Annotated in this window: 15 protein-coding genes, 1 tRNA gene and 1 pseudogene; 6 read left to right on the top strand and 11 right to left on the bottom strand. The window is 70.9% G+C overall.

The genetic code is table 11. The annotated features are described in order from the left end of the window. The first annotated feature begins 112 nt into the window (after window positions 1-112). Window positions 113-186, top strand: a tRNA-Ala gene (locus ACIP63_RS31345). Window positions 187-263: 77 nt separating this feature from the next. Further along, window positions 264-1,259, top strand: a complete 996-nt coding sequence (hemB, locus tag ACIP63_RS31340) for a porphobilinogen synthase (protein ID WP_401522403.1) — start codon at window positions 264-266, stop codon at window positions 1,257-1,259. Window positions 1,260-1,275: 16 nt separating this feature from the next. Here the strand turns inward: hemB and ACIP63_RS31335 are convergent, their stop codons facing one another. Genes ACIP63_RS31335 through ACIP63_RS31325 form a run of 3 tightly spaced genes read right to left on the bottom strand, consistent with a single transcriptional unit; the run spans window position 1,276 to window position 3,916 of the window. Next, window positions 1,276-1,935 carry a response regulator gene (locus ACIP63_RS31335; RefSeq protein ID WP_401522401.1) on the bottom strand — a complete coding sequence of 220 codons (660 nt, stop codon included), beginning with the start codon at window positions 1,933-1,935 and terminating at the stop codon, window positions 1,276-1,278. Further along, window positions 1,932-3,086: a sensor histidine kinase gene (locus ACIP63_RS31330; protein ID WP_401522398.1), complete on the bottom strand. Its 1,155-nt coding sequence runs from the start codon at window positions 3,084-3,086 to the stop codon at window positions 1,932-1,934. The genes ACIP63_RS31335 and ACIP63_RS31330 overlap by 4 nt, the downstream gene beginning before the upstream one ends. Further along, window positions 3,083-3,916: a lysostaphin resistance A-like protein gene (locus ACIP63_RS31325; protein WP_401522395.1), complete on the bottom strand. Its 834-nt coding sequence runs from the start codon at window positions 3,914-3,916 to the stop codon at window positions 3,083-3,085. Before ACIP63_RS31325 ends, ACIP63_RS31330 begins: the two co-directional genes overlap by 4 nt. Before the next feature lie 178 nt (window positions 3,917-4,094). On the opposite strand from ACIP63_RS31325, the gene ACIP63_RS31320 reads away from it, so the two are divergent. Then, window positions 4,095-5,420, top strand: a complete 1,326-nt coding sequence (locus tag ACIP63_RS31320; protein WP_401522392.1) for a hypothetical protein — start codon at window positions 4,095-4,097, stop codon at window positions 5,418-5,420. Window positions 5,421-5,441: 21 nt separating this feature from the next. Here the strand turns inward: ACIP63_RS31320 and ACIP63_RS31315 are convergent, their stop codons facing one another. Continuing rightward, a complete protein-coding gene (locus ACIP63_RS31315; protein WP_401522389.1) occupies window positions 5,442-5,849 on the bottom strand; it encodes an SRPBCC family protein in 408 nt (135 codons plus the stop codon). 71 nt (window positions 5,850-5,920) lie between these two features. Continuing rightward, window positions 5,921-6,271 (bottom strand): hypothetical protein, encoded by a 351-nt coding sequence (locus ACIP63_RS31310; RefSeq protein ID WP_401522383.1) that lies wholly within the window; start codon window positions 6,269-6,271, stop codon window positions 5,921-5,923. 105 nt (window positions 6,272-6,376) lie between these two features. Here ACIP63_RS31310 and ACIP63_RS31305 point away from each other — a divergent pair, with 105 nt between their 5' ends. Further along, on the top strand, window positions 6,377-7,510 hold the full coding sequence (locus ACIP63_RS31305) for a winged helix DNA-binding domain-containing protein (protein WP_401522381.1): 1,134 nt from the start codon (window positions 6,377-6,379) through the stop codon (window positions 7,508-7,510). A gap of 23 nt (window positions 7,511-7,533) precedes the next feature. On the opposite strand, the gene ACIP63_RS31300 is transcribed toward ACIP63_RS31305, so the two are convergent. Together ACIP63_RS31300 and ACIP63_RS31295 are read right to left on the bottom strand one after the other, a co-directional pair. Next, complete coding sequence (locus ACIP63_RS31300) at window positions 7,534-7,776, bottom strand: DUF397 domain-containing protein (RefSeq protein WP_401522379.1); 243 nt, start codon at window positions 7,774-7,776, stop codon at window positions 7,534-7,536. Next, window positions 7,773-8,557 (bottom strand): annotated as a pseudogene (locus ACIP63_RS31295) (Scr1 family TA system antitoxin-like transcriptional regulator). Before ACIP63_RS31295 ends, ACIP63_RS31300 begins: the two are co-directional and overlap by 4 nt. A gap of 209 nt (window positions 8,558-8,766) precedes the next feature. On the opposite strand from ACIP63_RS31295, the gene ACIP63_RS31290 reads away from it, so the two are divergent. After that, window positions 8,767-9,207: a glutaredoxin domain-containing protein gene (locus tag ACIP63_RS31290; RefSeq protein WP_401522377.1), complete on the top strand. Its 441-nt coding sequence runs from the start codon at window positions 8,767-8,769 to the stop codon at window positions 9,205-9,207. Window positions 9,208-9,299: 92 nt separating this feature from the next. On the opposite strand, the gene ACIP63_RS31285 is transcribed toward ACIP63_RS31290, so the two are convergent. The 3 genes from ACIP63_RS31285 to ACIP63_RS31275 are packed head-to-tail and all read right to left on the bottom strand — an operon-like array spanning window position 9,300 to window position 11,727. Next, complete coding sequence (locus tag ACIP63_RS31285; RefSeq protein WP_401522374.1) at window positions 9,300-10,085, bottom strand: ABC transporter permease; 786 nt, start codon at window positions 10,083-10,085, stop codon at window positions 9,300-9,302. Further along, on the bottom strand, window positions 10,082-11,044 hold the full coding sequence (locus tag ACIP63_RS31280) for an ATP-binding cassette domain-containing protein (RefSeq protein WP_401522371.1): 963 nt from the start codon (window positions 11,042-11,044) through the stop codon (window positions 10,082-10,084). Before ACIP63_RS31280 ends, ACIP63_RS31285 begins: the two co-directional genes overlap by 4 nt. A gap of 11 nt (window positions 11,045-11,055) precedes the next feature. Then, window positions 11,056-11,727, bottom strand: a complete 672-nt coding sequence (locus ACIP63_RS31275; RefSeq protein ID WP_401522368.1) for a DUF4097 family beta strand repeat-containing protein — start codon at window positions 11,725-11,727, stop codon at window positions 11,056-11,058. Window positions 11,728-11,950: 223 nt separating this feature from the next. Here ACIP63_RS31275 and ACIP63_RS31270 point away from each other — a divergent pair, with 223 nt between their 5' ends. Beyond that, entirely contained in the window at window positions 11,951-12,676 is a 726-nt protein-coding gene (locus ACIP63_RS31270; RefSeq protein ID WP_401522365.1) for a helix-turn-helix domain-containing protein, read from the top strand. Here the strand turns inward: ACIP63_RS31270 and ACIP63_RS31265 are convergent. Continuing rightward, on the bottom strand, window positions 12,670-13,326 hold the full coding sequence (locus ACIP63_RS31265) for a Type 1 glutamine amidotransferase-like domain-containing protein (protein ID WP_401522362.1): 657 nt from the start codon (window positions 13,324-13,326) through the stop codon (window positions 12,670-12,672). The two genes, ACIP63_RS31270 and ACIP63_RS31265, sit on opposite strands and share 7 nt — an antisense overlap. Between the last annotated feature and the right edge of the window lie 7 nt (window positions 13,327-13,333).

Here is a 13,333-nt window from a genome sequence, read left to right as displayed (position 1 = left end):
GGCCGGAACGGGTGTGTGGGCCCGGCTGCTTCCTCGCGGAGCGGCCGGGCCCGTCCTGTTCCCTGCCCGCCGGCCGGTGGGTCCGCGCGTCGCGTACGATCCCGGGCGGGACGGGGCTCGTAGCGCAGTGGTCGTCGCGCCTTCACGGCATGTAGGAGGACGCCGGTTCGAATCCGGCCGGTCCCGTTCCACCTTCCGAGGGCACGCTTTTTCCGGCTCGGGTGTCGGTAAATCGGTGATGTGTACGGGTCTAGTCTCGGAGGATGACCGATTACGGAAACTTCCCCGGCTCGCGGCCCCGCCGGCTGCGGACGACCCCCGTCATGCGGCGCATGGTCGCCGAGACCCGGCTCGACCCGGCGAATCTGATCCTGCCCGCGTTCGTACGCGAGGGCATCGACGCCCCGGTCGCCATCTCGGCCATGCCCGGCGTGCAGCAGCACACCGTGGACACGCTGCGGAAGGCCGCCGTCGACGCGGTCGCGGCCGGTGTCTCGGGGATCATGCTCTTCGGCGTCCCGCTGGACGAGAAGAAGGACGCGCGGGGCACGGCGGGGACCGATCCGGAGGGCATTCTCCAGGTCGGCCTGCGGGCGGTGCGGGAAGAGGTCGGGGACGACCTGGTGATCATGTCCGACCTCTGTCTGGACGAGTACACCGACCACGGCCACTGCGGGGTGGTGACCGAGGACGGCCGCGTCGACAACGACGCCACGCTGGAGCGGTACGCCGAGATGGCCCAGGTCCAGGCCGACGCGGGTGCGCACGTGGTGGGCCCCAGCGGCATGATGGACGGCCAGGTCGGTGTGGTCCGGGACGCCCTGGACCAGACCGGGTACGAGGACGTGTCGATCCTGGCCTACACCGCGAAGTACTCCTCGGCGTTCTACGGTCCGTTCCGTGAGGCGGTGGGCTCCTCGCTCCGGGGGGACCGCAAGACGTACCAGCAGGACCCGGCGAATCTCCGGGAGTCGCTGCGCGAGCTGGCGCTGGACCTGGAGGAGGGCGCCGACATGGTCATGGTCAAGCCGGCCGGTCCTTACCTGGACGTCCTCGCCAAGGTCGCCGACGCGGTGGACGTGCCGGTCGCGGCGTACCAGATCAGCGGCGAGTACGCGATGATCGAGGCCGCCGCGGAGAAGGGCTGGATCGACCGGGACGCGGCGATCCTGGAGAGCCTGACGGGTATCCGTCGCGCGGGTGCGCGGATGATCCTGACGTACTGGGCGACGGAGGTCGCGCGGAAGCTGAGGCGCTGAAGCGGGCCGGGCCCGTTCAGGACACCAGGCCCTGGCGGTAGGCGTAGACGACCGCCTGGACGCGGTCGCGGAGCCCGAGTTTGGTGAGGATGCGTGAGACGAAGGTCTTGACCGTCTCCCGGCTGATCACGAGGGACGCGGCGATCTCGTTGTTGGAGAGGCCGTCCGCGATGAGGCGCAGGACCTCCAGTTCGCGGGGGGTCAGCGGGATGTCGTGGCCCTTGTCCTCGGTGGGCCGGATCCGGGCGGCGTACCGGCCCACCAGCTGGCGTGTCACCTCGGGGTCCAGGAGTGCAGCGCCCGCTGCCACGGTGCGGATGCCGTGGAGCAGCCGGTCCGGCGGGGCGTCCTTGAGGAGGAATCCGCTCGCGCCGGCGCGCAGTGCCTCGTAGACGTACTCGTCCAGGTTGAACGTCGTCACCACGAGCACCTTGACGGGGCGGGGCACTCCGGCGCCGGCCAGCAGGCGGGTGGCCGCGATGCCGTCGAGCACCGGCATGCGGATGTCCATGACCACGACGTCCGGGCGCAGTCTCTCTGCGAGGTCGACCGCCGTCCGCCCGTCCCCGCACTCGCCTGCGACCTCCAGGTCGGGCTGCGCGTCGATGATCGTCGCCAGTCCGGTGCGGATCAGTACCTGGTCGTCGCAGATCAGGACACGGACCGGCTCGGTCACGAGGGGCTCCCGGCGGGTATGCGGACCCGGACGACGAAGCCGCCGTCCGGCCGGCGGCCCGCGCTGAAGTCGCCGCCCAGCACGTCGACGCGCTCGCGGAGACCGGCCAGGCCCCGCCCGCTGCCGCCGGTGGGTGCGGTCTTCGAGCTGGAGCCGTCCGTGCTGACCTCCACGGAGATCTCCTTCTCGCTGTGGCGCACCCTGACCGAAGTGGCGCTGCCATGAGCGTACTTGAGGGCGTTCGTCAGGGACTCCTGCACCACCCGGTAGGCGACGAGGTCGGCGCTGCCGGTCGACTCGGCGGGTGCGCCCTCCTCCGTGAACTCCACCGGCTGCCCCGCCCGGCGCGTCTGTTCGACGAGTGTGAGGAGTCTGCCGACGGGCGGCGGTGTGGGCCGGGTGCCGTGGTCGGGGTTGAGCAGGTCGAGCAGGTGCCGCAGGTCGGTGATGGCCCGTCGGCCGGTGTCCGTGACGGCCGTCAGGCTCTGGTCGAGGCGGTCGGGTGCGGCGGTCAGATAGCGGGCCGCCTCGGCCTGTACGACCATCGCCGTCACGTGGTGGGTCACGACGTCGTGGAGTTCGCGGGCGATGCGCGCCCGTTCGGCGGCGCGGGTGTCCTCGGCGACGCGGCGGCGGCGCTCGGCCTCCACGGCCCGGGTGTTGCGCAGCCATACCCCGACGCCCCAGGCGAGTGCCACGGCCAGGTAGAACGTCACGAACTCGCTCGGCGGGTCGCCCGGCCCGAGCCGGTGGAGCGCGACCGCGAGCGGGACGTACGCCGCGGAGAAGACGATCGCGGTGGCCCGCCGGTGGTGTTCCACGAGGGACGCCACGCTGATCAGCGCGATCGGCAGCGCGGTGCCCGCGAGCGTGTGGTAGCCGCGGAGCTGGTCGAGGGCGAAGCCGAGCGACACCGCGCTGAAGCAGATGACCGGCCACCGCCGGCGCCCGGCGAGCGGGAGGCACTGGAGGGCGATCGCCACGACGGCCAGGGTGTCGAAGGGGCGGTTCGGCAGGCCGCCGAGCTCCGTACCGTTGTTGCGGAAACCCGGCAGGAACGAGGCGGTGAGGAGCAGCAGCGCCAGCGGGGCGTACCAGAGTGCGGCGTCCGGCCGGCGCCACCGTTCCGGGATGCGCGGGAGTCCGGTCATCGGGGGAGTGTAGTGGCGGCGGCGGTCTTGTCGGCGCCGCGGCGGGGCACCAGGTTGCCGCGGCGGTGGGCCAGCCACAGGAACGCGGCGGTGATGAGGGCTCCGAACACCACCGAGTACACGCTGCCTTCCGGTCCGAAGGCGCCGCCGGTGACCCATTCCGGGCCCGAGGTGACGGTGTCCAGCAGTCCCTGCGGGGTGTCGTTGCCGGAGACCTCGGTGCTGAAGATGCCGGCCGCCGCGAAGTTCCAGCCGAAGTGCAGGCCGATCGGTACCCACAGGTTGCGGGTCGCGGCGTAGGCGGCGGCGAGCATCCCGCCGGCCTCGATCGCGATGGCGACGGCGCCCCAGAGGTCGGCGTGGGGGTTCAGCAGGTGCGAGGCGCCGAACAGGACTCCGGTCAGGGTCAGCGCGATCCAGGTGCCGGTGCGCTCCTCGATGATCCGGAACAGGACGCCACGGAACATCACTTCCTCGGTCGCGGCGGCGGCCGCCATGAAGCCGGCCAGTCCGACGGCGCCGGTGAGGGAGCCCAGGCCGTTGATCTCGTAGTGCGCGTTGAAGTAGATGTTCGTGATGACGGCGCCGAACATCGCGACGCCGATCAGCAGACCCCTGCCGAACGCGGCCCCGGCACCCTTGCGGGCCACCTCGGTGGGCGGGCGGTGCTCCGTCCTGCGTACCACCCATCCGTAGACGAGTACGGCGGCCACGGCGGTCAGGAGCCCCAGGGCGAGCTGCAGCCACGGACTGTCCTCCACGGCGGCGACGGCCTGACCGCCGATCGCGGTGACCAGCACGACAGCCAGCAGTTGCCATACGAATCTCATGAACGCTCCTCCGACGGATCCGCGGCCGGGGTGCCGCGGCGCCTCGAACGCTACGGATCGGGCGGTCCGAGATCGTCACCTCACGGTGGACACCTGCGCGTAGCTCGCACGGGGGACAGGCACCGCGGGGCGATCAATTCGGTTGAGGGCGTTCCCTGCTAGGGGGAGGATCGCCCGCATGTTCTCGCGCAGGAATCGCCGCCCCACGTCCCCCGAACTCGCCGCGGCCTGGGAGTGCCTCGACGGAGGTGACGTACCGGGCGCGCTGCGCCGACTGCGGCAGACCCCGTCGGCGCCGCTGGGGGAGGTCGCCGCCGTGGTCGGCCGGGCCGCCGGGGCGGCCGGGGCGGCCGGGTTCGACGACCTCCGGCGGGCTGCCGTCGCGCTGGCCGCGCACCCCGACCGGGTGCGGCTCCTCCACGACTACGGGTACGCGTGCGTGGAGCGCGGCGTGCCCTACCTGGCGATACCCGCGCTGCGGGAGGCGCTGCGCCTGGCGCCGGGTTCCTCCGGCACGCTGCGGGAACTGGTCTCGGCGTACGAGGACGAGGGCCGGCACCGCGAGGCGGCCGACGCACTGCTCGCACACGAGGGCGGCCTCGCCGACTGGCCCGATCGCTACCTCCTGGTCTTCAACGCCGTCCTGGCCGGAGACCTGGAGCTGGCCCGCCGTCAGCACGCCCGTCTGCCCGGCCCGGACGAGGATGTCTGGCTCGGCGCGCGGGACCGGCAGAACCGGGTGCTGGAGCGTGCCGCGACCGCGGGGCCGGTGAGTCCGCTGGACCACTCGGACCTCCGCGGCTGGCAGTACGTCATGGGCGGCACCGTGCTGGGCACGCTGTCCCCGCACGGTTACGACGCCGGGATGACCGGCCGGTACGCCTGGTTCCAGGACTCCCACGACCAGTGCCTTCAGGGCCTGTTGCGGCTCAAGGCGGTGCTGGGGGCCGCCGGGGCGCGGCCGGCCTCGGTGTCCCTGCTGCCGGACCGGGGGAGCAGGATCCTGGGCCTGGCGGCGGCCGAGGTGCTGGGCCTGCCGGCGGAGCCCTTCGCGGCCGGACGGGAGGACACCGTCGTCATCGCCTACGACCTCGGCGACACCGCGCGCGCCGCCCAGGGACCCGAGGTGATCCGGCAGCTCCTCCACCGGGTGCCGGGCCAGGTGCTGCACGAGCACGCGAGCTGCTGGACCGACCCGCCCGGCGTCGCCGCCGACAGTGTCACGCTGCTTCATCAGTCGGTCGTGCCCCCGTGGGGGGAGACCCTTCGGTTGGGCGACGACGGCGAGGCGGAGCGCGGGGAGGCCGACGGGAGGCCGGAGGCGGAGATCGCCGCCGACATCGTGGGCGCCGATCCGACGCCGGACGGCGGGGACGGGGAGACGCCCGCCGACCCCGTCGAGAAGCTGACGGACTTCGTCTCGGCCGTGCGCGGCACCTGGCTCCGGGGAGACCGGGCAGGACTCCGGTCACCGGGCCCGGTGACCAGTTCACGCTTCCTCTGACCAGGCGGCGAGGCCGCTGCGTCAGCGCTCTTCCATGAGGCGTGCGAGTGTCGCGAGGTCGGCTGTCACCGCGGCCTCGTCGCGCCGGAACTCGTCGGCGCTCACGTCCGGCCGGCGGCGCAGGGTGAACACGACCTCGCACCCGGCGCCGTCGGCGATCACCCGCACCGGGTTGTGGACGGTCTCGCCCGACGGCAGGGTGACGTGGTGGTCGAGCACGCCGTAGTCGTTCCTGGGCGCGAAGTCGACCACGACCCGCCCCATGGGCGAGTCGGCGATCCAGCCGCTGTCGGTCCTCTCGATCGACCTGCCCAGGCCCGCCGCCCACTCGGGCAGGTGGGCCGGGTCCGACGCGTAGTCGTAGACCTCGTCGGCGGGGCGGTCGATGCGGATGCTGAGGTGACGGGTTCCGGTGTCCGAAGTGCTCATGGCTGCGACGCTACCCAGTCCGGGCGCCGTCGTCTTGAACGGATCGGACACCGAGCCGTCCGGCCGCCTGGTCAGGGCCAGTCGACCAGGGCCGTGAACGCCACGTAGGCGGTGAGGACGACGGCGGGTGCGGCCAGGGAGAGGAGCACCCGGGCCGCGGCCTGCCGCTGACGCCAGGGCAGGGACCAGCTCGCCACGAGGACGATCAGGGACAGCACGAGACCGGTGCAGAGCACGGCCCATGCCGCGTCGAAGGAGGCGGTGAAGCGGTCGGCCTGTGCGCCGTCGCAGGAGTCGCACGCCATGAGGGACAGGCCGCCGAAGAACAGTGCGAGCGCCGCCGCGGGCAGCGTGACGACCGTGGAGATCAGCGGTCCGGCCCAGGCGCGCGGGGAGCGGGGGTTATGAAGGTCTTCCGACATGCGTACGAGTCAACTCCGTCAGTCGGAGCCGCACATGAGCGCTCGTACTCAGCCGTGCCGGGGCCTGGGGCCGGGGGCCGGGGGCCGGAGGCATAATCCCGGGCCATGAGCCTCACCGCCCGCCAGCTCGCTCTGGCCACCTTGGACCGGCAGCTCCTGCTCGAACGACGGCACCTCGACGTCGCGGAGGCGGTGCGCCGGGTCTGCGCGCTCCAGGCCCAGTCCCCTGCGTCGCCGTACCTCGCGCTGTGGAACCGCGTGCGGGACTTCGTGCCCGAGGACCTCGACGCGGCGTTCGCGGACCGCCGGGTCGTGAAGGCGTCCCTCATGCGGATCACCCTGCACGCCGTCCACGCCGAGGACTACGCGCCGTACCACGCCGCGATGGTGAGCCGTCTGCGGTCGTCGCGGCTCTACGACCGCCGCTTCACCTCGACCGGACTGGCGGACACCGATGCCGACGCGCTGCTCCCGGAGCTCGCCGGGTTCCTGGACCGGCCCCGCACCGCCGCCGAGGTGGAGGAGGAGCTCACGGGGCGGTTCGGCGAGCACGCGCACCGCGTGTGGTGGGCGCTGCGCACGTACGGGCCCGTGCACCATGCGCCGGCCGGTGGCCCGTGGTCCTTCGCGCAGCGCAACAGCTACCTCGCCGCCCCGGAGGGCGGGCCACAGGAAGCGGCCGCCGGGGTGCGGCGGTTGCTCCTCTCCTACCTGCGGGCGTTCGGGCCGGCCTCGGCCCAGGACTTCGCCCGGTTCACCATGCTGGACCGTCCGCCGATCACGCAGGCGCTGAACGGGCTCGACGGCCAGGTGGTGCCGGTGCCCGGCCCCGGCCGTGTCGTCCTGTACGACCTGGCGGGCGCCACCGTGCCCGCCGAGGACACCCCGGCGCCGCCGAGACTGCTGCCGATGTGGGACAGCACGCTGCTGTCACACGCCGGTGCGGGCCGCGTCGTACCCGAGGAGTACCGGCCGCTGGTCGTCCGGCGCAACGGCGACGTCCTGCCCTGTCTCCTCGTCGACGGTCAGGTCGCCGGTGTGTGGCGCGCGGCCGGGGGCGGCGGCCTGGAACTGACCGCCTTCCGTGCGCTCAGCAGGGCGGCGTGGCAGGGCCTGACCGAGGAGGCGGAGAGGCTGTCGGCGCTGGTCGCCGACCGCGATCCGGCGGTCTACGGGCGTTACGGGCACTGGTGGGACAAGGGGATACCCGGTGCCGAGCGCGTGACCGTCAAGGGCTGACGGCGGCTGCTGGATGGTCCCGGTCAGCTCCGGGCGGCGAAGGCGGCGAAGGCCGACCAGGTGGTGGGGGAGACGGTGAGGGTGGGGCCTTCGGTGTTCTTGGAGTCGCGGACGTGGACTGCGGAGGGGTGCGTGGCGACCTCCACGCACTGGCCGCCTTCGCAGCCGCTGTAGCTGGACTTGCGCCAGTCGTAGGCGACTTCGAGGCAGGCGCCGCCCTCGTCGCTGCTGTAGCTCGATTTGAACCACGCGTGTGCGGTGCTCATGACTCTCCTAGCAGCCGGTCCAACAGACCTTTCGTGTCCTCGGTGTTGAGGGCTTGCGTGCGCAGCATCGCATATTCTGCGACAGGATGCTGACCTCGTCGGGGTCGGAGACGAGCTGGCTTCCGCGTTGGGTTTCCGTGTAGCCGAGGCGTTGGTAGTCCGGCGTTTCGAGCAGGATGAATGGGCCTGCGAGGCCTGCGTGCGAGTGGCGGCCGAACGGCATGACCTGGAGCGTGATGCCGGGCAGATCGGCGCACCTGAGGAGGTGGCGCAGCGTCTCGGCGTACACCGCATCGCCGCCGATGCGGTCGCGGAGGATCGCCTCCGAGACGATGAAGCTGACGGTCGGGGGCACAGGGCGATACAAGATGCTCTGGCGGTCGGTGCGCGTCGCTACCTGGGCATCGATCTCGTCCGTGCTGATGACGGGAACCTTGCAGCGGAACACGGCCTTCGCGTAATTCTCCGTCTGGAGCAGGCCCGGCAGTACCTGGTTCTCGTACCACGACAGAGCCAACGCCTCCCGCTCCAGGTCCATGTACTGCTCCGCCCACGCCGGGATCAGGTCCACTTCCGGCATGTTGTCCACCGCCGTCTCCAGCGCGCCCTTCGTGTCGAGGAGTTGATCCAAGCGACGGGCCAGGTCGGGCAGGAGGGCGCGGCGGCCCTGCTCGATGGAGGCGATCGTCTCCAGTTGCACGGTTGCTCGGTCGGCCAGCTGGACCTGGGTCAGGCCCGCTGCGACGCGGAACAGGCCGACCAGCTTGCCGACGAGCTTCATGGCGGACGCGTTCTTGCGTTGCCGTTTCCTGGGGTGCATACGGTCGAACTCCCCGCCCTCGTACGTAGTTCACGCATGCGCGACCCGTACAAGAAATCCGTACGGGTTCACTCAACGCATGAGGATATACACAGAGAGTGACACTCTTCGATGCGTGCGCACATCACAGCGGTCACCCCGGCACCTGAGCACGGATAACCTGCGTCTTCATGACACGCGCGTGGATACTGCCGATACTGCTGGTGCTGTGTGGCTCGGTCGTTGCGACCGGCCTGATCTTTCAGGGGAGTCCTGTCCAAGCCGCGGTGTTCCTCCTGGCGTTCGTGCTGCTCGCGGGCGTGAACTCACCTTTGTTCTTCCCCGGGTCCATGAGTGCGCTGGAAGCTCAACGCCGCAGCGCGGTCGACGGCAAGCCGGTCATCTACTGGCGGGCCGGCTGTAAGTACTGCATGCGGTTGCGCTTCCGGTTGGGCCGCAGGGCCCGTCAGTTGCACTGGGTCGACATCTGGCGTGACCCGGCCGGCGCGGCAGCGGTGCGAGAGGTCAACAACGGCAACGAGACCGTGCCGACCGTGTTCGTGGCGGGCCGGCCGCACGTCAACCCTGACCACGCGTGGCTCCGCGAACAGCTCTCCTCCTCCGAGCGCTGACAGACGAACAGGCGGCGTACTCCGGCGTGTTGCCGGTGTACGCCGCCTTGGGCGGGTCGCGGTGCGGGGCATGGCCCGCGCGGTCACGACGGTTACTTGGGGTCGCGGTCGTACTGGGCCTTGGACCAGCGGTAACCGAGGACCGTGAGCGCCAGGCACCATCCGACCGAGAGCCACCCGTTGTGGCCGATCTCGGTGCCGAGGAGGAGTCCTCGCAGGGTCTCGATGGCGGGGGTGAAGGGCTGGTACTCGGCGATGGGCTGGAACCAGCCCGGCATGGATTCGACCGGGGTGAAGGCGCTGGAGATGAGGGGCAGGAGGATCAGCGGCATGGCGTTGTTGCTGGCTGCCTCCGCGTTGGGGCTGCCCATGCCCATGCCGACGGCGATCCAGGTGAAGGCCAGGGAGACCAGGGCGAGGAGCCCGATGGCGGCGAGCCATTCCAGGAGGGTGGCGTCGGTGGAGCGGAAGCCCATGGCGACGCCGACGGCGCCGACGAGGACGACGCTCCCGATGGCTTGCAGGACGCTGCCGGCGACGTGTCCGAAAAGGACGGAGCCACGGTGGATGGCCATGGTCCGGAAGCGGGCGATGATGCCCTCGGACATGTCGGTGGAGACCGATACGGCGGTGCCGACCACGGTGGAGCCGATGGTCATGAGCAGGATGCCGGGCACGATGTAGGCGATGTAGGCCGAGCGGTCCCCGCCGCCGATGCCGGCGCTCATCGTGTCCCCGAAGATGTAGACGAAGAGCAGCAGGAGCATGACCGGGGTGAGCAGCAGGTTCAGGGTGAGGGAGGGGTAGCGCCTCGCGTGCAGCAGGTTGCGGCGCAGCATGGTGGACGAGTCGCGCACGGCGAGGGAGAGGGTGCTCATCGGACGTTCTCCTTGGGCTGGTCGGGGATGGCGGTGCCTGCGGTGAGGGCGAAGAAGACGTCGTCGAGGTCGGGGGTGTGGACGGTGAGTTCGTCCGCCTCGATGCCGGCCGAGTCCAGCCGGTCGAGGATGGAGCGCAGTGCACGCTGGCTTCCGTCGCTCGGGATCTGCAGGGCGAGTGCCTCGTCGTCCCTGGTGACCTCGCCCAGGGAAGAGGCGGCGGAGCGGTAGGTGTCGGGGTCGGTGAAGCGGAGCCGGACGTGTCCGCCGGGGATCATCCGCTTGAGTTCTTCGGCGGTGCCCTGGGCGGCGATCTTTCCGTCGTTCAGCACCGCTATGCGGTCGGCGAGTTCGTCGGCTTCCTCCAGGTACTGGGTGGTGAGGAAGACGGTGACGCCGTCGGAGACGAGTTCGCGGATGATGTTCCACATGTTGTGGCGGCTGCGCGGGTCCAGGCCGGTGGTCGGTTCGTCGAGGAAGATGATCCTCGGGCCCCCGACCAGCGTCATGGCGATGTCCAGGCGGCGCTTCATGCCGCCGGAGTAGCTCTGCGCCGGCTTCTTCGCGGCCTCGACCAGGTCGAAGCGCTCCAGGAGTTCGGCGGCGACGCGTCTTCCCTCGCTGCGGGAGAGGTGGTGCAGGTCGGCCATGAGGAGCATGTTCTCCTCGCCGGTGATCAGGCCGTCGACGGCGGAGAACTGCCCGGTGACACCGATCGCGGCACGGACCGCCTGGGGTGCGGTGGCCAGGTCGTGGCCGCCGATGTGGACGGCGCCGGTGCCCGGGCCGGCGGTGATGAGCGTGGAGAGGATCTTCACGGCGGTGGTCTTGCCCGCGCCGTTCGGACCGAGCAGTGCGAACACCGACCCTGCGGGGACGACCAGGTCGATGCCGTCGAGGACGGTCTTGTCGCCGTAGGACTTGCGCAGCCCGTGTGCTGCGATGGCCGAGTTGGTCATGAGGAGGCTCCTTAGAGGCTGCGTGCGGTGATGTCGCCGTGGGCGGTGGTCGCGTGGATGTTCAGGGCGGCGGCGGCGCCGTCCGAGTTCATGAGCGTGTTGTGGATCCGGCCGTGGCTGGTGCCTGCGTCGAGGGAGGCGGAGACACCGCGGGCGGCGCCGACCGAGATCTCCCCGTACTCGGTGCGCAGTGTGACCGCGCCGCGTACGGCCTCGGTGATGCGGAGGTCACCCTTCACGGTGCTGATCTGTGCCGGGCCGCCCAGACGGCCGACGGAGATGTCGCCCGCCTGGAGGGAGAGGCGGGCGCCTTCGGTCTCGTCGAGCTTGACCGAGCCCTGCGCGCTCTCGAGGGTGACGTCGCCGAGCCGTCCGACGCCCCGGACGTCGGCGCTGGCCGACTTCGCCTCGATGCGGGAGCCGGCGGGCAGTTGGACGGTGATCTCGACGAATCCGGAGCTGCCGAGGACCCGGTTCGTGGCTGCCGGGGCCTCGATGCGCAGGACTCCGTCGCTGTAGGCGACTTCGGTCTGCTCCGCGGCCTTCACGTCGCGGCTCTTCGAGGCGTTCGCGGGCAGGATCTCGACCGTGGTGTCGGCCCGGTCCGCAGCGATGAACTGGATGCGGCCCGCGGGGATGTCGAGGATGGCCGCGACCGGGGCGGGAGTGGTGAACGTCTGCATGGTGCGCTCCTTCGGTTCGTGTTTCCGATGAGAGAAACGCTACGTTGCGTTCACTGCACTGGCAACGGCCTTGTTGCTCATCCCCCTTGTCATTGCAGGTAGATTAGGGGATTTCATTGCAATGGGCTTAAGCCTAATGCAACGGGCTGCCCTCGTTGCGTTGCAATGGAGTGGAAGTGAACGCTATGCTGGCGTTCTCACGGACCATGAAGGGGACATCGCGATGCCCGGAGGCAGACTCACCCAGCAGGAACGCCAGCAGATCGCGCTGGGACTGGCCGACGGCCTCGCCTACGCGGAGATCGCGAGAGGCCTCGACCGTCCGACCTCGACGATCACGCGGGAGGTGATGCGTAACGGAGGGCCCACCGCCTACCGCGCCGATGTCGCCCACCGCGCCACCGGGCACCGGGCCGCCCGGCGGAGCCAGGCCGCGCGCCGGGGGATGCAAGAACCCCGGCAGGCCGGGGGGCGCGACGCCGGGGAGGTGCTCGCGTTCGAGGAGGTGTTCACCACCGTCCTCGTGCAGTCGGGCATGCCCAAGATGATGTCCAGGGTGCTCGTCTGCCTCATCGTCACCGACACGGGCACCCTCACCGCGTCCGAACTCGCCCAACGCCTCCAGGTCAGCCCGGCGTCCGTCTCCAAGGCGATCGCCTACCTGGAGGAGCAGGCCTTCATCCGCAGGGAACGGGACGAACGCCGCCGCGATCGCTACATCGTCGACAACGACGTCTGGTACCAGTCGATGGTCGCCAGCGCCCGGTCCAGCGCCCAGATAGTGGAGACCGCGGAGCAGGGTGTCGGCATCCTCGGCGCCGGGACCCCGGCCGCCACCCGCCTCGAGAACATCGCCCGCTTCATGGCGTTCGTCACCGAGAACATCATGCGCGCCGCCGACCAGGCCCGTGACGTCCTCCACACCAAACCGGACTCGTCCGGTCAGTAGACGCGGGTGACACGACCGTCGACCACGAGGGCCTGGCCGTCGCGCAGGGTCCGGTGGCGGATGCCCTCGGCCCGGTAGCGGCCGGCCACGGTGCCGAGGATCTCCGTCTCCGGGTGCCCAGGCGAATCGATGTGGGGCACCACGACGTAGTCGAGAAGGGCCAGCCCGTCCCAGCGGGCCTCGTCGCCGTACGCGGTGCCCACCGCCTCCGGGGCGTCGCACTCCTCCAGGCCCCGCAGAGCGGGGGCCAGGACGCAGGCGCCGGCGCTGTAGCCCGCGTAGACGAAGGCGTCCTGCCCCAGCAGGTCCACCAGGGCCCGGTCGGCTCCGCTGCGGGCCATGGCCTGGCGCAGGACGAACACATTGCCGCCGCGGACCCAGATCAGGGGGAACCGGGCGAGAGCGGCCGCGATCCGCGCCCCGGGGCGATCGAAGAACGTACGCAGGTCGAGCTCGACCGGCCGCAGCCCGAGCCCGGAAAGCGCTCCGAGCTCCCGCTCGACCGCCGCCTCGCGCTCGTCGGCCGGCAGTGCGTCGACCGCGTTGGCTATGACCGCGACCGTGATCTCGGAGGCGGGTGGGCGGTGCAGCAGTGCCAGCATCTGCTCCGGGTGGTCCCCTGTCCGGAAGGACGAAAGATACATACGCATCCGTGGA

This window comes from Streptomyces sp. NPDC088746, assembly GCF_044751065.1.
GTDB lineage: Bacteria > Actinomycetota > Actinomycetes > Streptomycetales > Streptomycetaceae > Streptomyces.
Note: the sequence above shows the minus strand (reverse complement) of the source record. Positions and strands in the feature narration are given on the sequence as shown.